General features: G+C 69.8%; 15 protein-coding genes. 10 read left to right on the top strand and 5 right to left on the bottom strand.

Annotation, left to right across the window (positions count from 1 at the left end; translation table 11 throughout):
• Window positions 1-34 precede the first annotated feature (34 nt).
• Genes pcaD through pcaG form a run of 5 tightly spaced genes read left to right on the top strand, consistent with a single transcriptional unit; the run spans window position 35 to window position 3,917 of the window.
• Window positions 35-832, top strand: a complete 798-nt coding sequence (gene pcaD / locus CRT60_RS07900; protein ID WP_098735868.1) for a 3-oxoadipate enol-lactonase — start codon at window positions 35-37, stop codon at window positions 830-832.
• A complete protein-coding gene (pcaC, locus tag CRT60_RS07895; RefSeq protein WP_098735867.1) occupies window positions 832-1,230 on the top strand; it encodes a 4-carboxymuconolactone decarboxylase in 399 nt (132 codons plus the stop codon). The genes pcaD and pcaC overlap by 1 nt, the downstream gene beginning before the upstream one ends.
• A 5-nt stretch (window positions 1,231-1,235) precedes the next feature.
• Complete coding sequence (locus CRT60_RS07890; protein ID WP_098736257.1) at window positions 1,236-2,606, top strand: 3-carboxy-cis,cis-muconate cycloisomerase; 1,371 nt, start codon at window positions 1,236-1,238, stop codon at window positions 2,604-2,606.
• Window positions 2,607-2,631: 25 nt separating this feature from the next.
• The gene (pcaH, locus tag CRT60_RS07885; RefSeq protein WP_098735866.1) at window positions 2,632-3,354 is read left to right on the top strand and encodes a protocatechuate 3,4-dioxygenase subunit beta; all 723 of its coding nucleotides are present in this window, start codon (window positions 2,632-2,634) and stop codon (window positions 3,352-3,354) included.
• 5 nt (window positions 3,355-3,359) lie between these two features.
• Window positions 3,360-3,917, top strand: coding sequence for a protocatechuate 3,4-dioxygenase subunit alpha (gene pcaG, locus CRT60_RS07880; protein WP_098735865.1), 558 nt, complete (start codon window positions 3,360-3,362; stop codon window positions 3,915-3,917).
• 39 nt (window positions 3,918-3,956) lie between these two features.
• On the opposite strand, the gene CRT60_RS07875 is transcribed toward pcaG, so the two are convergent.
• The 5 genes from CRT60_RS07875 to CRT60_RS07855 all read right to left on the bottom strand — a co-directional run bounded on the left by CRT60_RS07875 (window position 3,957) and on the right by CRT60_RS07855 (window position 9,960).
• A complete protein-coding gene (locus CRT60_RS07875) occupies window positions 3,957-6,041 on the bottom strand; it encodes a methyl-accepting chemotaxis protein (protein ID WP_098735864.1) in 2,085 nt (694 codons plus the stop codon).
• Between the two features lie 293 nt (window positions 6,042-6,334).
• Window positions 6,335-7,342 (bottom strand): TRAP transporter substrate-binding protein, encoded by a 1,008-nt coding sequence (locus tag CRT60_RS07870; protein WP_098735863.1) that lies wholly within the window; start codon window positions 7,340-7,342, stop codon window positions 6,335-6,337.
• A gap of 92 nt (window positions 7,343-7,434) precedes the next feature.
• Window positions 7,435-8,712 carry a TRAP transporter large permease gene (locus CRT60_RS07865; RefSeq protein WP_098735862.1) on the bottom strand — a complete coding sequence of 426 codons (1,278 nt, stop codon included), beginning with the start codon at window positions 8,710-8,712 and terminating at the stop codon, window positions 7,435-7,437.
• A 40-nt stretch (window positions 8,713-8,752) separates the two neighbouring features.
• The gene (locus CRT60_RS07860) at window positions 8,753-9,346 is read right to left on the bottom strand and encodes a TRAP transporter small permease (RefSeq protein WP_098735861.1); all 594 of its coding nucleotides are present in this window, start codon (window positions 9,344-9,346) and stop codon (window positions 8,753-8,755) included.
• A complete protein-coding gene (locus CRT60_RS07855) occupies window positions 9,343-9,960 on the bottom strand; it encodes a gluconokinase (RefSeq protein ID WP_098735860.1) in 618 nt (205 codons plus the stop codon). Before CRT60_RS07855 ends, CRT60_RS07860 begins: the two co-directional genes overlap by 4 nt.
• Window positions 9,961-10,331: 371 nt before the next feature.
• On the opposite strand from CRT60_RS07855, the gene gntR reads away from it, so the two are divergent.
• The 5 genes from gntR (at window position 10,332) to rbbA (ending at window position 18,781) form a co-directional block, all read left to right on the top strand.
• Window positions 10,332-11,396, top strand: a complete 1,065-nt coding sequence (gntR, locus tag CRT60_RS07850) for an HTH-type transcriptional regulator GntR (protein WP_098735859.1) — start codon at window positions 10,332-10,334, stop codon at window positions 11,394-11,396.
• 119 nt (window positions 11,397-11,515) lie between these two features.
• Window positions 11,516-13,006, top strand: a complete 1,491-nt coding sequence (locus CRT60_RS07845; RefSeq protein ID WP_098735858.1) for a thymidine phosphorylase family protein — start codon at window positions 11,516-11,518, stop codon at window positions 13,004-13,006.
• Window positions 13,007-13,188: 182 nt separating this feature from the next.
• A complete protein-coding gene (locus CRT60_RS07840) occupies window positions 13,189-14,805 on the top strand; it encodes an MBL fold metallo-hydrolase (protein ID WP_098735857.1) in 1,617 nt (538 codons plus the stop codon).
• On the top strand, window positions 14,802-16,073 hold the full coding sequence (locus CRT60_RS07835; RefSeq protein ID WP_244592353.1) for an HlyD family secretion protein: 1,272 nt from the start codon (window positions 14,802-14,804) through the stop codon (window positions 16,071-16,073). The genes CRT60_RS07840 and CRT60_RS07835 overlap by 4 nt, the downstream gene beginning before the upstream one ends.
• Window positions 16,070-18,781, top strand: coding sequence for a ribosome-associated ATPase/putative transporter RbbA (gene rbbA / locus CRT60_RS07830; RefSeq protein WP_143273159.1), 2,712 nt, complete (start codon window positions 16,070-16,072; stop codon window positions 18,779-18,781). The genes CRT60_RS07835 and rbbA overlap by 4 nt, the downstream gene beginning before the upstream one ends.
• Window position 18,782: the final 1 nt, after the last annotated feature.

Genomic DNA, 18,782 nt, shown 5'->3' with positions numbered 1-18,782 from the left:
TGCGCCCGCACCACAACAAGCGAAGGCAGACCCAATGCCCTTCATCGAAGCCGCCGGCATCACCCAGCATTACGACCTGACCGGCCCGGCCGACGCGCCGGTGCTGCTGTTCGCCAACTCCATCGGCACCAGCTTCCACATCTGGGACGCCGTGGTGCCGCACCTGTCGCAGCGTTACCGCATCCTGCGCTACGACATGCGCGGCCATGGCCTGACCCAGGTGACGCCGGTTACGGAAGATGCCGGCTACAGCATGGATCTGCTGGCCGACGATGCCGCCGGCCTGCTGGGCGCGCTCGGCATCGGACGCGCCCATGTCTGCGGCCTGTCGATCGGCGGCATGATGGCGCAGCGCCTCGCCGTCAAGGCGCCGGGCCGGGTGCAGGGCCTGATCCTGTGCGACACCGCCGGCGTCATCGGCCCGGCCTCGGTCTGGACCGACCGCATCGCCGCCATCCGCGCCCGCGGCATGACGGCGATTGCCGACGGGGTGATGGCGCGCTGGTTCACGCAAGCCTTCCGCGACAGCCGCCCCGACCAGATCCGCGGCTACACCGCCATGGTCGCCCGCATTCCCGAGGACGGCTATGTCGGCTGTTCGATGGCGATCCGCGACGCCGACCTGCGCACCGCCAACGCCGCCATCACGGCTCCCACCCTGGTGATCTGCGGCGCGGAGGACGTGGCGACCCCGCCCGACGCCGCCCGCGAGCTGGCGGCCGGCATCCCCGGCGCGCGGTTCGAACTGCTGCCCGGCGCCGCCCACATCCCCGGCGTCGAGAAGCCGGCGGAGCTTGCCGCCCTGATCGACGGCTTCCTGAGGACTCTATGATGGACGACAAGGATCTGTACGACCGCGGCATGGCGGTGCGCCGTTCGGTGCTGGGCGACGCCCATGTCGACCGCTCGCTGGAGCGCGCCACCGGCTTCGACGCCGATTTCCAGGAGTTCATCACCAAGACCGCCTGGGGCCAGATCTGGACCCGGCCGGGGCTGGACATCCGGACGCGCAGCATGCTGACCATCGGCATGCTGGCCGCACTCGGCAAGGACGGCGAGCTGAAGCTGCACATCCGCGCCACCCGCAACACCGGCGTCACCCGCGACGAGGTGAAGGAAATCCTGATGCAGGCCGGCATCTATGCCGGCATCCCCGCCGCCAATCACGCGATTGCGCTCGCCCGCGCCGTCTATGCCGAGATGGACGAGGAAGACGCGAAGAAGGGGTGAGCAGCATGACGACCATCCACGCCGATCCCCTGCTCGACCCGCTCTTCACCAGCGACGCGGCGGCCGACGCCTTCTCGCCCGCCGCGCGGCTGCAGGGCATGCTGGAGTTCGAGGCGGCGCTGGCGCGGGCGGAGGCGGCGGTCGGCGTCATCCCCTCCCGCGCCGTGCCGGCCATCGAGGCGGCGTGCAAGGCCGACCTTTACGATCTGGCCGCGCTGGGGGCAGAGGCGGCGCTGGCCGGCAACACCGCCATTCCCCTGGTCAGGCATCTGACCGCCGCCGTGAAGGCCGCCGACGAGGAGGCGTCGCGCTACGTCCATTGGGGCGCCACCAGCCAGGACGCGATGGACAGCGGCCTGATGCTGCAACTGCGCCGCTTCCTCGACGGTCTGGACGCCGATCTGGCGGCGCTCGCCGACGGCTTGGCCGATCTCGCCGAGCGCCACCGCACCACGCCGATGGTCGCCCGCACCTGGCTCCAGCACGCCCTGCCGACGACGTTCGGCCTGAAGGCCGCCGGCTGGCTCGACGCGCTCGGCCGCGACCGCCAGCGCATCGCCGCCGCCCGCACCCGCCTCGCCCTGCAATTCGGCGGAGCCGCCGGCACGCTGGCAGCACTCGGCGACGCCGGCCCGGCGGTGGCGGAGGCGCTGGCGAAGGAACTGGACCTCCCCCTGCCCGCCCTGCCCTGGCACGCCAGCCGCGACCGCATCGCCGAACTGGCTTCGGCGCTCGGCATCCTCGCCGGCACGCTCGGCACGCTCGGCCGCGACATCTCGCTGATGATGCAGATGGAGGTCGCCGAAGCCTTCGAGCCCAGCGCCCCCGGCCGCGGCGGCTCCTCCACCATGCCGCACAAGCGCAACCCGGTGTCCTGCGCCGTCCTGCTCTCCACCGCCATCCGCGCCCCGGCCCTGGTCGGCGGGCTGCTGGCGGCCCAGGTGCAGGAGCATGAGCGCGGTCTCGGCGGCTGGCATGCCGAGTGGCAGGCCCTGCCCGACCTCTGCCGCCTCGTCGCCGGCGCCGCCCGCCATGCCCGCGAGACCATCGCCGGCCTGACAATCGATGCGGAGCGCATGCGCGCCAACCTCGACCTGACCCGCGGCCTGATCCTGGCCGAAGCCGTCACCATGGCGCTGGGCGACCGCATGGGCCGCATGGCCGCCCATTCCCGCGTGGCCGAGGCCAGCCGCCGCGCCGCCGCCGACGCCCGCCCGCTGCGCGACGTGCTGGCCGAAGATGGCGAGGTGGTGCAGGCGCTGGGCGCGGACGGCCTCGACCGGCTGTTCGACCCGCTGCGCTACACCGGCTCCGCCTCCCATTTCATCGACCGCGTACTCGCCGAGCATAAGAACACACAAGGTCGGCAAAGCTGACCGCTCCCAAGGAGGGACACCCGCGATGGACACTGCCGTTCATGAGGCTGAAGGCGATTTCAGCCCCCGCGACTGGGCGCAACACCCGCCCTACCTGTCGCCGCTCTACAAATCGACGGTTCTGCGCTCGCCGTCCAAGCCGCTGATCCCGATGAAGCAGGGGCTGTCGGTGCGCACCGGCCCGGTGTTCGGCCATGACAACCTCGATCCGCTCGACCACGACCTGACGAAGAACGGCCGCGTCAACGGCGAGCCGATCGGCGAGCGCATGATCGTCACCGGCCGCGTGCTGGACGAGAGCGGCCGGCCGGTCCCCCACACGCTGCTGGAGATCTGGCAGGCCAACGCCTGCGGCCGCTATGTCCACCGCTGGGACCAGCACGACGCGCCGCTCGACCCCAACTTTTTCGGGGCCGGCCGCTGCCTCACCGACGCGGAGGGGCGCTACCGCTTCACCACGATCAAGCCCGGCGCCTATCCCTGGGGCAACCACCACAATGCGTGGCGGCCGGCGCACATCCATTTCTCGCTGTTCGGGCCGTCCTTCCTGACCCGTCTGGTCACCCAGATGTATTTCCCGGGCGACCCGCTGCTGCCGCTCGACCCCATCTACAACGGGGTGCCGGAGGGTGCGCGCGAGCTGCTGGTCTCGCGCTTCTCCATCGACGTGACCGAGCCGGTGTGGGCGCTCGGCTACGAGTTCGACATCGTCCTGCGCGGACGCCACGCCACGCCGATGGAGGACTGACCGCCATGAGCCAGACCCTGAAACAGACCCCCTCCCAGACCGTCGGCCCCTATTTCGCCTATGCCTGGACGCCGGAACTCTACGGCCGCCGCCCGCTGGCGACCAACCGGCTGGCCACCCCCGACATGGCCGGCGAGCACATCCGCATCGAAGGCGTGGTCTATGACGGCCAGGGTGCGCCGATCCGCGACTGCGTGGTGGAGATCTGGCAGGCCGGCGCCGATGGCAGACACCTCCCCGGCGCGGCCGGCTTCGGCCGCTGCGGCACCGACGACGCCGGCCATTACGTCTTCGACACGGTGAAGCCCGGCGCCTGCGACGAGGGCCACGCCCCGCACATCGCGGTGACGGTGTTCGCCCGCGGCATGCTGAGTCATGCCTTCACCCGCCTGCATTTCTCCGACGAGGCCGCGGCGAATGCGGCCGACCCGGTGCTGGCGAGCGTCCCGGCCGACCGCCGCGACACCCTGATCGCGACGCGCACTGAGACGCCCGGCGGCGTGGCCTACCGCTTCGACATCCGCATCCAGGGCGACGGGGAAACCGTCTTCTTCGACTGCTGAAAAGGAGGGAGCCGCCGGCCGGCGGCCCCCCCAGCCTCGTCACGCCTCGCGGATCGTCGCCACGAAGCGCTGGACCTCGCCGCGCAGCTGCGCCGACTGGTGCGACAGCGTGTCGGCCGCAGCACGGGCCTGTGAGGCCATGCTGCCGGTTTCGCTGGCGGCGCGGGTCACGCCCTCGATGTTGGTCGACACCTCGCGGGTGCCGCTGGCGGCCTGCTGGACATTGCGGCTGATCTCGCGCGTCGCCGCCCCCTGCTCCTCGGCGGCGGCGGCGACGGCGGTGACCGTCTCGCTGATGCCCAGGATGGTGCGGCCGATGGCCTGGATGGCGCCGACGGCGCTGCCGCTGACCGACTGGATCTCGGCGATCTGTGCTGCGATCTCCTCCGTCGCCTTGGCGGTCTGGCTGGCGAGGTTCTTGACCTCCTGCGCCACGACGGCGAAGCCCTTGCCGGCCTCGCCCGCCCGCGCCGCCTCGATGGTGGCGTTCAACGCCAGCAGGTTGGTCTGGCCGGCGATGGACTGGATCAGGTTCACCACGTCGCCGATCTTCTGCGCGGCTTGGGCCAGACCGGCCACCGTGCCGTTGGTCTTCTCGACCTCGCCCACCGCGTCGTTCGCCATGCGCGACGAGGCGGCGATGCGCTGGTTGATCTCCTCGATGGAGTGCGCCAGCTCCTCTGCCGCGGCGGCCACCGTCTGCACGTTGCCGCTGGCGACGTCGGCGGCGCTGGCGACGGCGGAAGCCTGGGCGTTGGTCTGCTCGGCGATGGCCGACAGCCCTTCGGAATCGGTGCGGATCATCTCGGCCTGCCGGGCGACGCTGGCGACCACGTCGCCGACCGACCCCTCGAAGCGCTGGGCCAGCCCGGCCAGATCCTGCTTGCGCTGCTCGGCGGCGCGCTGCTCGTCCAGGCGGCGCTGCTCCTCCATCTCGGCGACGCGGCCGGCATTCTCCTTGAACAGCTGCAACGCCGTGTTGATGGCGCCGATCTCGTCGGCGCGGTCGCGGTCGGCGACCTCCACGTCACGCCGGCCGGCGGTCAGCGCCTGGATGGTGGCGATGATCCGGCGCAGCGGCTGGCCGACCACGACCCGGCTGGTCAGCCACAGCGCAACCAGAAGCGCGGCGGTCAGCAGCACCGCCCCCACCGCGATGAAGGTCCGCAGCTCCTGCTTCGGCACCTCGACCTTGTTGAGCGGCAGGTTGACCAGGATCGACCAGGGCGTGCCGGTGTTGCCGATGACGACCGGCCGGAACAGCTGCTTCACGTCGGTGCCCAGGCTGGCCGACACCGAGAAATGGGCGAAGGGCCGGCCTTCGCGGACGGCGGACATCGCGTCCTTCAGCCGGGCGTTGGTCTCCAGGATCGGTTTGCCCAGATGGTCGGGGTTGCTGTAGGCCGCCCAGGCGCCGGCGTTGGAGATCAGGAAGACCGACCCCGTCTCGAACGGCTTGGCCGTCTTCAACTCGTTCCAGATGGCGTCGGTGGCGATGTCGACGCCGGCGACGCCGATGAACTTGCCGTTGTCGAGGATCGGCACGACAAGCGACACCATCAGCACGCTCTTGCCGGCGACGACATAGCTGTAAGGTTCGACGATCACCTCTTTGCCGGTGCGCTTGGCCTGCTGGTAATAGAGGCCGTCCGCTCCGGGATCGTCATAGCCGACCAGCGATTCCAGCTGGGCCTTGCCGCTGCCGCGGTTCCAATAGGGGATGAAGCGGCCGCTGGCATCGGTGCCGGGGCTGTTGGCGAAGGCCGAGTCCTTGCCGTCCAGCGCGTTCGGCTCCATGCCGACCCAGACGCCGATCAGGCCGGTGTTGGCTTCAAGCAGGCTTTTCAGCCAGTCGTTCAGCGCACCGCGGTCGGTGACGCCGCTCCGCTTCAGGCTGAGCAGAGTCGCACCCATATCGCGGCTGATGTCCAGGGCATCGTTCAGCCGGCGCTCGACCGTCGCCGCATGATACTTGCCCAGCTCCTCACCCACCTGGAAGGACAGCGCGTCGGTGTCCGCCCCGCTCTTGACGGAGATCACGACCGACCCGGCCCCAAGCCCGATCGTCATGACCAGTCCGATCGCCAGAACCAGCTTGGTCACCAAAGGCAGCTTCTTGAACATCGACAGTCCCCACGACACACCCGGACAAGGGCACGGACACCCCGGAGCAACTGTCTCGCAGTTCTGTTAAATTCGAGTAAATTATTCAGCAATCCATCCGTCCAGCCCACAGTTGCTGAGAGTTGTTCTCAAAAACCATGAAGAACTCGAACCGGCATCGGCAAACCGTCCGTAAGGACCAATCTGAGAATCGTTCCAATCGCTGCAACCCGAACTCTGTACCCGCATAACAAAAGGGGCGGACCGGTCGATCCGGTCCGCCCCCATCCTTCCCGCAACCGGCGTCGCCGCGCTTACTTGCGCGAGGCGGCGATGGCGCCCTGCAGGTCCTTCAGCACCTCGGCACCGCCGTCGGCGGCGTACTTGTCGAAGGCCGGCTTGACCATCTCGCGCATGCGCTCCAGCTCGGCCGGGCTCAGCTCGTTGATCTGCATGCCCTTTTCCTTCAGGTAGGCGATGCTCTGGGCCGAGGCCTCGCGGCTGTCCTTGCGCTCGAAATCGCGCGAGGCGACGGCGGCCTCGTTCAGGATCTTCTTCTCGTCGGCCGACAGGCCGTCGTACCAGCGCTTGCTGGCCAGCATGATCCACGGGCTGTAGACGTGGCGCGAGATCGTCAGGTACTTCTGCACCTCATAGAACTTGGACGACTGGATGGTGGTGACCGGGTTCTCCTGGCCGTCGACCGTGCCGGTCTCCATCGCGGTGAACAGCTCGGAGAAGGCCAGCGGCACCGCGTTGGCGCCGAAGCGGTTGAACATGTCGATGTAGACCGGGTTCTGCATCACGCGCAGCTTGATGCCGCCCATGTCCTCCAGCTTGGTGATCGGCCGCTTGCTGTTGGTCAGGTTGCGGAAGCCGTTCTCCCAATAAACGAGCCCGACCAGCCCCTTGTCGTTCAGCGACTTCAGCAGCTTCTCGCCGAACGGGCCGTCGAGGACGGCGTCGGCCTCCTTCTCGTTGTTGAACAGGAAGGGCAGGTCATAGACGCCGAAATCCTTGACGATGCCGACGAGGGTGGCGGTGGAGCCGACCATCATCTCCTGCGCGCCGCCGATCAGGGCGTTCTGCATCTGGATGTCGCTGCCCAGGCTGGCGTCGCCGAAGCCCTTCAGCTTGAGCTTGCCACCGCTGCGCTTGGACAGCTCCTCGGCGAAATACTTCACCGCGCGGCCCTGGTTGCTGCTTTCCGACAGGCCGTAGCCGAAGCGGATGATGCGGGTCTTCACGTCCTGCGCCGAAGCGGCGACCGGGGCGAGCAGGGCGGCGGCGATGCCGGTGGCGAGCAGCAGTTTGCGGAACATGGGGTCGATCTCCCTTGCCATCTGGTGATTGGCGTCTGGTGTTTGGTTGGTTTTGGGCTTTTGGACTTGGGCTTTTGGATTTGGGGCAGGCGTCAGTGGAACATGTGCAGCGGCGCGGTGACGATCTCCGGCACGGCGATCAGCAGGCCCACCAGCACGATGTAGGTCAGCAGGAAGGGCCAGATGCCCTTGGTGGCGCTTTCCAGCGAGATGCGGGCGACGCCGCACACCACGTTCAGCACCGTGCAGACCGGCGGATGGATCAGCCCCAGCGTGCCGATCAGGACGAACATCACGCCGAAATAGGTCGGGTCGATGCCGGCCTTGATCGCCAGCGGGGTCAGCACCGGACCCAGCACCAGGATGGTCGGGGTCAGGTCCATCACCGTGCCGACGGCCAGCAGCAGGACGGCGATGGCCAGCATCAGCATCTTGGGATGGCCCATCAGCGGGGCCAGCAGCTCCGTCATCTGCTGCGGCAGGTCGGCCAGCGTCACCATGTAGGACGACACCAGGGCGGCGGCGCACAGGAACATGACGGTGCTGGTGGTGCGCGCCGCCTGGACCAGCAGCGGCACCAGCTGCGGCAGCGTCACCTGCCGGTAGACGAACAGCGCCACGAACAGCGAATAGACGGCGGCGACCACCGCGGCCTCGGTCGGCGTGAAGATGCCGCCGCGCAAGCCCCCGATGATGATGACCGGCAGGGCGAGCGCCCAGACGCCGTCGCCCAGCGCCTTCAGCCGCTCCCGCCCGCTGGCCTTCGGCTGCAGCTTCACCGTCATGTCGCGGACGACGAACATCCAGGCGCCGATCAGCCCCAGCCCCATCAGCAGGCCGGGCACGATGCCGGCCATGAACAGCGAGCTGATCGAGGTGTTGGTGGTCACGCCGAAGATGATGAAGGGCATGCTGGGCGGGATGATCGGGGCGATGATGCCGCCCGACGCGATCAGGCCGGCGGAGCGCGGCACCGGATAGCCGTGGTCGCGCATCATCGGGATCAGCAGCGTGGCGAGCGCCGCGGTGTCGGCGATGGCCGAGCCCGACAGGCTGGCCAGCATCACCGAGGCGCCGATGGTCACGAAGCCCAGGCCGCCCTTGATGTGGCCGACCAGGCTGACCGCCAGGTTGATGATGCGCTGGGAGATGCCGCCCGCATTCATCAGCTCGCCGGCCAGGATGAAGAAAGGCACCGCCATCAGCGGGTAGTTGTCGGCGCCGCTCAGCATGTTCTGGGCGACCAGCTGGGCGTCGAAGAAGTCGAGGTGGACCATCAGCGCGACGCCGGTCAGCATCAGCGCGAAGGCGATGGGCATGCCGAGCAGCATGAAGCCGAACAGCGAGCCCAGGAAAATGGTGAGCGTCATGGCGGCGTCTCCGTCCGCAAAGGGTCTTCTGGGCTGGGCTTCAGCGCTTGGCGACGGCCGGGCCGGGGGCGGCGCCGGGATGGCTGCCGGATGCCGGCGGCGCCACCGCCGGGCCGTGCGACTCCGGATGGTCCATCATCGTGTCGGGGTCGCCGGGGATGCGGGCGCCGGGCTGGCCGGTGACGATCCGCCACAGGTTCGCCAGCACGATCAGCGCCATGGCGATGGCCGGGAAGAAGCCGGCCGCGGCATAGAAGGCCATCGGGAAGCGCAGGACGGTGGAGAAGGTCTCCATGCCGATCAGCAGCTGGATCCAGCTGCCCTGCACGAACAGATACAGCGCGTACAGCATCATCAGGTGCGCGATCACCGCGCAGGCGCGCCGCACCTTGAAGGGCAGGCGGGCCTGCAGGATCTCCAGCCCGAGATGCCGCTGGTGGCGCAGCGCCACGGTGGCGCCCAGGAACACCAGCCAGACGAACATCAGCCGCGCGATCTCTTCCGCCGCGACGAGGCCGCTGTTGAAGATGTAGCGCAGCACGACGTTGCCGAAGACGAGACCGACCATGACCGCCAGCATCGCCGCCATGATCCATTCGGTGATCCGCTCCAGCAGATCCGCAACGCTCTTCATGCGTTCCTCCCAGATTTTTCCCCAGTCTTCCGGTCGCCGGTCTTCCGGTCGCCGGTCAGGCGGGCACAGGCATCGGCGACGATGGCCTCGGCCGGCAGCGTCACCTCGTAGGACAGGACGACTTCGTCGGCCGTCGGCATCTCCAGGTCGGCGAACTGGCTGTCGACCAGGGCGGTGGGCATGAAATGGGCGGTGCGCGCCCCCATGCGGGATGAAATCAGCGCCTTGTCGCCATGCAGGTGCAGGAAGACCACCCGCTCGCAGTCGCCGCGCAGCCGGTCGCGGTAGCGCCGCTTCAGCGCCGAACAGGCGACGACCAGCCCGCGCTCCGCCCGATGCGCCTCGGCGATGAAGCCGGCCAGCGTCGCCAGCCAGCCGTCGCGGTCGGCGTCGGTCAGCGGGATGCCGGCCGACATCTTCTCGATGTTGGCGGGCGGATGGTGGGCGTCGCCCTCGATGAACTCGTCGCCCAGCGTCGCGGCAAGGCTCTGGCCGACGCTGGACTTGCCGCAGCCGGCGACGCCCATCACCACGACGATCAGCGGCGCACCGCCCGACAGCTCGGGGGGAATAATGTTCAGGCCGGGGGACGGCGCGATGGGAGGACCGTTCATGAGGCTCATGTTCCCGAAGACCGGTGCGGCACCGCCCCCGCAACCGGGATCGCGGCGGCCCTCGCACCGACACAGTAATGTTAGCGCTATCATCGCCGGGTCAAAACGACGCTGCCAGCCTGCCGGCCGGAAATCGCGGATGACGCCGGGATGAGGTGGCGATACTGTTAGCGCTAACCTTGACGGCCGTAAAGAGTTTTGTTTGAGTTGCGGACAAACGGATCGGAGAGGGGCCGCGGGTTGCAGATCCCGGCTCCGGATGGGATGCCCGTGCCTGGAAACCGGCCGTTGCCGAGTATGATACACACCGCTGACAAGCGAGCCCGCGCGACCTTCCGTCGCGCCGGCCGGAAACGGAAGGACGAAGCCCTGTGACGACCCGTGGCGGCGATGGGACGGCAACCCCGGCGGTCAAGACGCGCAAGCCGCGCTCCTCGCGCACCGGCCGCGCGACGATGGCGGACGTGGCGGAGCGGGTGGGCATCAGCGCCATCACCGTGTCGCGCGCCTTCAAGCGTCCCGAACTGGTGATGCCGGAGCTGCGCCAGCGCATCCTCGACACCGCGCAGTCGATGGGCTACGTGCCCAATCAGGCCGCCAGCGCGCTGGCTTCGGCGCGGTCGATGACGGTGGCGGTGCTGATCCCGTCGATGACCAACATGGTCTTCGTCGAAACGCTGGCCGGCATCCACGACATGCTGCTGCCGCGCGGCTACCGCGCCCTGATCGGCGTCACCCACTATTCGCCGGAGGAGGAGGAGCGGCTGATCCGCACCTACCTCCAGTTCCAGCCCGACGGCATCCTGCTGACCGGCACCGACCACACCCCGGTCGCCCGCACCTACCTGTCGGCGCTCGCCAGCCCGACCGTCCACATGATGGAGCTGCTGGACGACCCCGACAGCCTCAGCGTCGGCTGTTCGCAGGAGGAGGGCGGCCGGCTGATGACCACCCACCTGCTGGAGCGCGGCTACCGCCGCATCGGCTTCGTCGCCGTGCAGCTCGACCCGCGCACGCTGGCCCGCCTCGACGGCTACCGCCACGCGCTGGAGGAAGCCGGGCTGTATGACGAGGCGCGCGTCTGGCGCCTGCCCGATCCGTCCTCCATCCATCTGGGGGCGGCGATGATCGACCGGCTGATGGCGGAGAACACCGACTGCGACGCCGTCTTCTTCTGCAACGACGATCTGGCCCAGGGCGCCCTGTTCCAGTGCCAGCGCCGCGGCATCCGTGTGCCCGACCAGCTTGCCGTCGCCGGCTTCAACGACCTGCCGGCGTCCGCCTGGACCACCCCGACCCTGACCACCGTCGCCACGCCGCGCTACGCCATCGGCCGCCACGCCGCTGCCATGCTGCTCGACCTGATGGACGGCAAGGAGCCGCCGCAGCGGCGGCTCGACCTCGGCCTGACCTTCATCGCGCGGGAAAGCACGTGACAGAGCATACCCCCTTCGCCCCGCCAATGATCCGGATCAACCGCAGCGCGTAAGGCCCGGCATGGCTGACGCGCAGGCTCGGCGACGCTCACGCGCCGGACCGGGCGTAGACTGTGCGCATGCTGACGCTTCGACATCTGGCGATAGACACCGTCCGGGAGAACGTCGCCTTCCTCAACCGCCGCTGCACCCGCTACCATGTCGAGGATTTCCTCGGGTTGGGCCGGGTGGAGGTGCGGAACGACGGCCGTTCCCTGCTGGCGGTTCTGAACGTCGTCGACGACCCCGCCATCGTCGCCCCCGACGAGATCGGCCTGTCCGACCCCGCCTTCGGCCAGCTCGGGCTGGCGGCGGGCTCCGCCGTCCATCTCGTGCCCCCGACCCCGCCGGAGAGTTTCGAGCTGGTGCGCGCCAAGGTCGGCGGTGCCGCCCTGAGCGACGACCAGCTGGCCGCGATCATCCGCGACATCACCGAGCAGCGTTACTCCAAGATCGAGATCGCCGCCTTCCTGATCGCCTGCGCCAGCTTCATGACGACGGCGGAGGTGCTGGGCCTGACCCGCGCCATGATCGCCGCCGGCACCCGGCTGCATTGGGAGGGGTTGGGTACGATTGCCGACAAGCACTGCATCGGCGGCATTCCCGGCAACCGGACCTCGATGATCGTCGTGCCCATCGTCGCCGCCCACGGCCTGCCGATCCCCAAGACCTCGTCGCGCGCCATCACGTCGCCCGCCGGCACCGCCGACACCATGGAGGTGCTGGCGAATGTCGACCTGCCGATGGAGCGCATGCAGGCCCTGGTGCGCGAGGCCAAGGGCTGTCTGGTCTGGGGCGGCCATGTCCGGCTGTCGCCGGCCGACGACATCCTGATCTCGGTCGAACGGCCGCTCGCCATCGACACCCGCGAGCAGCTGGTCGCCTCCATCCTGTCGAAGAAGGTGGCGGCCGGCTCCACCCATCTGCTGATCGACATCCCCGTCGGCCCCAGCGCCAAGATCCGCAACGCAAGCGAGGCGGTGCGCCTGCGCAAGCTGTTCGAGCATGTCGGCGACCGCCTCGGCCTGACGCTGGAGGTGGCGATCACCGACGGCTCGCAGCCGGTCGGGCGCGGCATCGGCCCGGTGCTGGAGGCGCGCGACGTGATGGCGGTGCTGCGCAACGACCCGGCATGTCCCGCCGACCTGAGGGAGCGCGCCCTGCTGCTGGCCGGCCGCATCCTGGAGTTCGACCCTGCGGTGCGCGGCGGCAGCGGCAACCGCCGGGCGCGCGAGCTTCTGGAGTCGGGCGCGGCACTCGCCGCCATGGAGCGCATCATCGCCCTGCAAGGCCCGCCGCCCGCCGTGGCGACGCTGGGCTCGCTGGTGGCGGAGGTCGCTTCGCCGGCCGACGGGATGGTGTCGTCGCTCGACTGCTACCGCCTCGCCCGCATCGCCCGGCTGGCTGGCGCGCCGACCGACAAGGGAGCCGGCATCGACCTGCTGCGCAAGGTGGGCGAGCCGGTGCGCCGTGGCGAGCCGCTCTACCGCATCCACGCCGGCACCAACGCCGACTTCACCTTCGCCCAGGCCTTCGCGGCGGAGAACAGCGGGGTGATGGTGGTGGGGTGACGATAAATGCCCTCTCCCGCCCCGGGAGAGGGAGGGGACCCACGAAGTGGGGAGGGTGAGGGGTAGGGCAAGGAGCCCCAACCGCATGGCTTCGTGCCTGCCCCCTCACCCTTCCCAAGCTTCGCTTGGGCCCCTTCCCTCTCCCGGGGCGGGAGAGGGAGAACTCAACAAGGAGCCGACCAATGTCCCTGTCGCTGACCTTCCATGGCGCCGCCGGAACGGTGACCGGCTCCTGCTTCCGCCTGTCCACGCCCGCAGGCGACGTGCTGATCGATTGCGGCATGTTCCAGGGCACCAAGACGATCCGGGAGCTGAACTACCGCCCCTTCCCCTTCGATCCGTCCTCGATCCGCGCCGTCCTGCTGACCCATGCCCACATCGACCATTCCGGCCTGCTGCCGAAGCTGACGAAGCTGGGCTTCCGCGGCCGCATCTACGCCACCGGCGGCACGGTCGATCTGCTGGAATACATGCTGCCCGACAGCGGCTACATCCAGGAGGGCGAGGTCGAGCGGCTCAACCGCCGCAACCGCCAGCGCGGCCGTCCGCCGGTGCAGGCGATCTACACCCAGGACGACGCCATCCGCAGCCTGCGCCGGCTGCGCCGTGTCGAGTACGACCGCTGGACCGAGATCCTGCCGGGCCTGCGCGCCCGCTTCTGGCAGGCCGGCCACATCCTGGGCTCCGCCTCCATCGAGGTCGAAGTCGCGAATGGCCTTGGAAACGGCGCCGACGACCCCACCCGCATCCTGTTCTCCGGCGACCTCGGCCCCGGCGGCAAGAGCTTCCACGCCGATGCCGAGGCGCCGGAGCGGCCGGACTGGATGGTGCTGGAGACCACCTACGGCGACCGCGACCGCACCGACCTCGACGAGGCCGGGCGGCAGGCGGTTCTGCGCGCCGAGGTGTCCACCGCCCTGGCAGCCGGCGGCGTCCTGCTGATCCCGGTCTTCGCGGTGGAGCGGACGCAGGAGCTGCTCTACGACCTCGACTGCCTGTTCGACAGCGGCCAGCTGCCGGCGGTGGACGTCTTCCTCGACTCGCCGCTCGCCGACGCGGTGACCGGCGTCTTCCGCCGCCATCTCGACGATCTGGAGACCGACGGCGACCCCTTCACCCGCGCCAATTTCCACCATGTCCGCGGCGTGCCGGAAAGCCAGCGCCTGAACAGCATCGCCGGCGGCGCCATCGTCATGGCGGCCAGCGGCATGTGCGATGCCGGCCGCATCCGCCACCATCTGAAAAACCGCCTGTGGCGCCCGCAGGACACCGTGCTGCTGGTCGGCTATCAGGCCCCCGGCACGCTGGGCCGCCTGTTGCAGGAGGGCACGCCCCGCGTCCGCATCCATGGCGAGGAAATCGCGGTGAAGGCGACGGTCCGCTCCATCGACGTCTATTCCGGCCATGCCGACCGCACCGCCCTGCTGGACTGGGTGGATGCCCGCCACGGCGTCGGCCACGGCCTGTTCCTGGTCCATGGCGAGGATGCCGCGCGCGCCTCCATCCGCCAGGCCCTGCTCGACAAGGGCTGGTCGGCGGAGCGCATCGCCCAGCCGGCGCTGGACGACCGCGTCGATCTCGCCGCCCCGCGCCCGCTGGCCCCGGCCGACCGCCATCCCCGCCTCGCCCCCGCCAGCCTCGCCGGCCGCGACTGGCACAATCATTACGCCGAAGCGCTGTTGTCTCTGCGGCGCACGCTGGATGCCGCCCCCGACGACGCGGCGCGCGAGCGCATCCTGGCCGGCGTGATGGGTGCGCTCGACACTGGCAAAGACGCCGGAAAAGGAACCCAGCCATGACCATCGCAAAGCGACTTCTCATCGCCGTCGCCCTGCTGGCGATCCTCGGCGCCGGGGCCGCCTATGGCTGGCGGGCGATGCAGGGCAACCGGCTGCCCGCCGGCTTCGCCTCCGGCAATGGGCGGATCGAGGCGAACGAGATCGACATCGCCACCAAATACGCCGCCCGCGTCCTGACCATCCCGGTCGAGGAAGGCGATCTGGTGGAGGCCGGCGCCGTCATCGCCACGCTCGACACCCGCGACCTCGAAGCGCAGCTCCGCTCCGCCGAGGCCCAGCTGCGCCAGTCCCGCCGTGCCCGCGAGGAAGCCGCCGCCCTGGTCGCCCAGCGGGTCAGCGAGGCCGACTTCGCCGCCAAGGAGATGGAACGGGCGCTGATCCTGTTCGGCAAGGGCCATGTTTCCGAACAGCGCGTCGATCAGGCCCGCAACAGCCGCCGCACCGCCGACGCCGCGCTCGACGCCGCCAAAAGCCACCTCGCCAGCGCCGAGGAGGCCATCGCCGCCGCGGCCGGCGATGCCGACCGGCTGGCCGATCTGGTCGCCGACGGCGTGCTGAAGGCGCCGCGCAAGTCGCGCGTGCTCTACCGCCTGTCCGAACCCGGCGAGGTGCTGGCGGCCGGCGGCAAGGCGGCGACGCTGCTCGACCTGTCGAACGTCACCATGACCTTCTTCCTGCCGACCGACACGGCGGGAAACCTCGCCTTGGGCGCCGAGGCCCGCATCCTGCTGGACGCCGTTCCCGACACCGCGATCCCCGCCACCGTGACCTTCGTCGCCCCGCGCGCCCAGTTCACGCCCAAGCAGGTGGAGACCAAGTCCGAACGCGACCGCATGATGTTCCGCGTCAAGGCCCGCGTCCCGGAAGCGCTGGTGACCCGCTACATCGAGCGGGTGAAGACCGGCCTGACCGGCATGGCCTATGTGAAGCTGGACGACAAGGCGGTCTGGCCCGACTGGCTGGAATCGAAACTGACGCGGGAGGCGGCGTCTTCACCCCTGATGCCCCCCTCTCCCCCCCGGGGAGAGGGTCGGGGTGAGGGGGACGCACAGCGTGACTTCGCCGAGATGGCTCCCTCTCCCGCCCCGGGAGAGGGAAGGGGCCCATGGCATCGCCATGGGAAGGGTGAGGGGTTGGGCACGAAGCCATGCAGTTCGGGGCCATCCGCTTCGGGGCCATGCGGCTCGGGCTCCTTGGATCACCCCTCACCCTCCCCGCCTCCGGCGGGTCCCCTCCCTCTCCCGGGGCGGGAGAGGGTATCATCATGACTCCCGCCGTCTCGCTGTCGGGCGTGCGGCACCGCTATGGCGGGACGGTGGCGCTGGCGGACGCCTCGCTCGACATCGCTCCCGGCACCAGCGTCGCCGTCATCGGCCCCGACGGCGTCGGCAAATCGACCCTGCTCGGCCTGATCTCCACGGCCAAGAAGATCCAGCAGGGCAGCGTCCGCGTGCTCGGCACCGATGTCGCCGACCGGCACGGCCGCGCCGCCCTCCAGCCGCGCATCGCCTACATGCCGCAGGGGCTCGGCCGCAACCTCTACGCCGACCTCAGCGTCGCCGAGAATCTCCAGTTCTTCGGCCGTCTCTTCGGCCTCGACGCCGCCGAGCGCCGCCGCCGCATCGCCGACCTGCTGGAGTCCACCGGCCTCGCCCCCTTCCCCGACCGCCCGGCCGGCAAGCTGTCGGGCGGCATGAAGCAGAAGCTCGGCCTCTGCTGCGCCCTGCTGCACGACCCCGACCTGCTGATCCTCGACGAGCCGACGACCGGCGTCGATCCGCTGTCCCGCCGGCAGTTCTGGGACCTGATCGCCCGTATCCGCGCCGGCCGCCCCGGCATGACCGTGCTGGTCGCCACCTCCTACATGGACGAGGCGGAGCGCTTCGACCAAGTCGTCATGATGAATGCCGGCCGCCTGCTCGCCCATGACACCGCCGCCGCGCTGAAGGCGCGCACCGGCGCCGCCGATCTGGAGGAGGCCTTCGTCGCCCTGCTGCCGGAGGACGCCAAACGCGGCCACCAGCGCCTGACCGTCCCGCCCCGCCCGCCCGAGCCGGCCGGCGCCGACCCCGCCATCGAGGCCATCGGCCTGACCCGCCGCTTCGGCGATTTCACCGCGGTGTCGGACATCAGCTTCCGCATCGGCCGCGGCGAGATCTTCGGCTTCCTCGGTTCCAACGGCTGCGGCAAGACCACCACGATGAAGATGCTGACCGGCCTCTTGCCCGCCAGCGCCGGGGAGGCACGGCTGTTCGGCCGGCCGGTGGACGCCACCGATCTGGAGAGCCGCCGCCGCGTCGGCTACATGGCGCAGGCCTTCTCGCTCTATGGCGAGCTGACGGTGCGCCAGAACCTCGACCTGCACGCCCGCCTGTTCGACCTGACCGACGCCGACACCCGGCTGGCGGCGCTGGTCGAACGGTTCGGCCTGTTCCCCTACATCGACGCGGTGGCCGACCGGCTGCCCTTGGGCGTGCGCCAGCGGCTGTCGCTGGCCGTCGCCATCCTGCACGGGCCGGAGCTGCTGATCCTCGACGAGCCGACCTCCGGCGTCGATCCGGTGGCGCGCGACCAGTTCTGGCGCGACCTGATCGCTCTGTCGCGCGAGCAGGGGGTGACGATCTTCGTCTCCACCCACTTCATGAACGAGGCGGCACGCTGCGACCGTGTGGCCTTCATGAACGCCGGCCGCGTCATCGCCGCCGGCCCCCCCGACGAGCTGCGCCGGCAACAACAGGCCGACAGCCTGGACGATGCCTTCATCGGGTTCATGGAGCAGGCGGAGGGGGATCCTCCTCTCGCCCACCCTATTCCCCCTCTCCCCCCCGGGGAGAGGGGATCCTCCCACACCCCCCTCTCCCGCCGCCGCCTGCTCGCCTACGCATGGCGGGAAACCCTCGAACTGCGCCGCGACCCCGTCCGCCTGACCGTCGCCCTGCTCGGCACGGTGCTGCTGATGCTGGTCTTCGGCTTCGGCATCACCATGGATGTCGAGAACCTGACCTTCGCCGTCCTCGACCACGACCGCTCCCCCGAAAGCCGCGCCTACATCGAGCAGTTCGACGGCTCCCGCAGCTTCCGCGCCACCCCGCCGGCCATCGACGCCCGCGACTTGGCGCTCCGCCTTCAACGCGGCGAGGCGTCGCTGACCATCGAGATCCCCGAAGGCTTCGGCCGCGACCTCCGCCGCGGTCGCATCCCCGAGGTGGCGGTGCGCATCGACGGCGCCATGCCCTTCCGGGCGGAGACCATCCAGGGCTACGTCGCCGGCCTGCACCAGCGCTTCATCCAGGACGCCGCCACCGCGTCCGGCATCGCCCTGCCCGCCCCGGCCGCCACTCTTGAGATGCGTTACCGGTACAACCAGGGCTTCCGCAGCCTCGACGCCATGGTCCCCGCCACCATCGGCCTGCTGCTGGTCTTCATCCCCGCCATCCTCGCCGCCCTTGGCGTGGTGCGGGAGAAGGAACTCGGCTCGATCACCAACCTCTACGTCACCCCGGTGACGCGGCTGGAATTCCTGCTGGGCAAGCAGCTGCCCTATATCGGGCTCGCCGCCTTCAACCTGCTGCTGATGGTGGCGATGGCCGTCACCCTGTTCGGCGTGCCGGTGAAGGGCAGCCTGATCGGGCTGCTGCTCGGCGGGCTGGTCTATGTGGTGGCGACCACGGCCTTGGGGCTGTTGATCTCGGTCTTCACCGCGACCCAGACGGCGGCGGTGTTCGGCACCGCCATCGTCACCATGCTGCCGGCCACCCAGTTCTCCGGCATGCTGCAACCGGTGGCGACGCTGGAAGGCGGGGCGTGGCTGTTCGGCACGCTGTTCCCGACCACCCATTTCCTGAAACTGTCGGTCGGCGCCTTCACCAAGGGGCTCGCCCTGCCCGAGCTTCTCCCCTTCATCCTGGCAACCGCCGCCTTCATCCCGGTCTTCCTGGCGCTGGGCGTCGCCTTCCTGCCGAAACAGGAGCGCTGAG

Origin of the sequence: Azospirillum palustre, from assembly GCF_002573965.1 — a bacterium.
In the GTDB taxonomy this organism is placed as follows: Bacteria; Pseudomonadota; Alphaproteobacteria; order Azospirillales; family Azospirillaceae; genus Azospirillum; species Azospirillum palustre.
The sequence above is the reverse complement of the archived record's forward strand: the minus strand, read 5'-3'. Positions and strand labels throughout refer to the sequence as shown.

What these genes read in the sequence shown, in the direction of transcription:
- pcaG (WP_098735865.1), top strand. Translation starts at nt 3,360, where the DNA reads ATGAGCCAGACCCTGAAACAGACCCCCTCCCAGACCGTCGGCCCCTAT.
- CRT60_RS07840 (WP_098735857.1), top strand. Translation starts at nt 13,189, where the DNA reads ATGTCCCTGTCGCTGACCTTCCATGGCGCCGCCGGAACGGTGACCGGC.
- rbbA (WP_143273159.1), top strand. Translation starts at nt 16,070, where the DNA reads ATGACTCCCGCCGTCTCGCTGTCGGGCGTGCGGCACCGCTATGGCGGG.
- CRT60_RS07860 (WP_098735861.1), bottom strand. Translation starts at nt 9,346, where the DNA reads ATGAAGAGCGTTGCGGATCTGCTGGAGCGGATCACCGAATGGATCATG.
- CRT60_RS07845 (WP_098735858.1), top strand. Translation starts at nt 11,516, where the DNA reads ATGCTGACGCTTCGACATCTGGCGATAGACACCGTCCGGGAGAACGTC.
- CRT60_RS07870 (WP_098735863.1), bottom strand. Translation starts at nt 7,342, where the DNA reads ATGTTCCGCAAACTGCTGCTCGCCACCGGCATCGCCGCCGCCCTGCTC.
- CRT60_RS07865 (WP_098735862.1), bottom strand. Translation starts at nt 8,712, where the DNA reads ATGACGCTCACCATTTTCCTGGGCTCGCTGTTCGGCTTCATGCTGCTC.
- CRT60_RS07835 (WP_244592353.1), top strand. Translation starts at nt 14,802, where the DNA reads ATGACCATCGCAAAGCGACTTCTCATCGCCGTCGCCCTGCTGGCGATC.
- pcaD (WP_098735868.1), top strand. Translation starts at nt 35, where the DNA reads ATGCCCTTCATCGAAGCCGCCGGCATCACCCAGCATTACGACCTGACC.
- CRT60_RS07890 (WP_098736257.1), top strand. Translation starts at nt 1,236, where the DNA reads ATGACGACCATCCACGCCGATCCCCTGCTCGACCCGCTCTTCACCAGC.
- pcaH (WP_098735866.1), top strand. Translation starts at nt 2,632, where the DNA reads ATGGACACTGCCGTTCATGAGGCTGAAGGCGATTTCAGCCCCCGCGAC.
- CRT60_RS07875 (WP_098735864.1), bottom strand. Translation starts at nt 6,041, where the DNA reads ATGTTCAAGAAGCTGCCTTTGGTGACCAAGCTGGTTCTGGCGATCGGA.
- CRT60_RS07855 (WP_098735860.1), bottom strand. Translation starts at nt 9,960, where the DNA reads ATGAACGGTCCTCCCATCGCGCCGTCCCCCGGCCTGAACATTATTCCC.
- pcaC (WP_098735867.1), top strand. Translation starts at nt 832, where the DNA reads ATGGACGACAAGGATCTGTACGACCGCGGCATGGCGGTGCGCCGTTCG.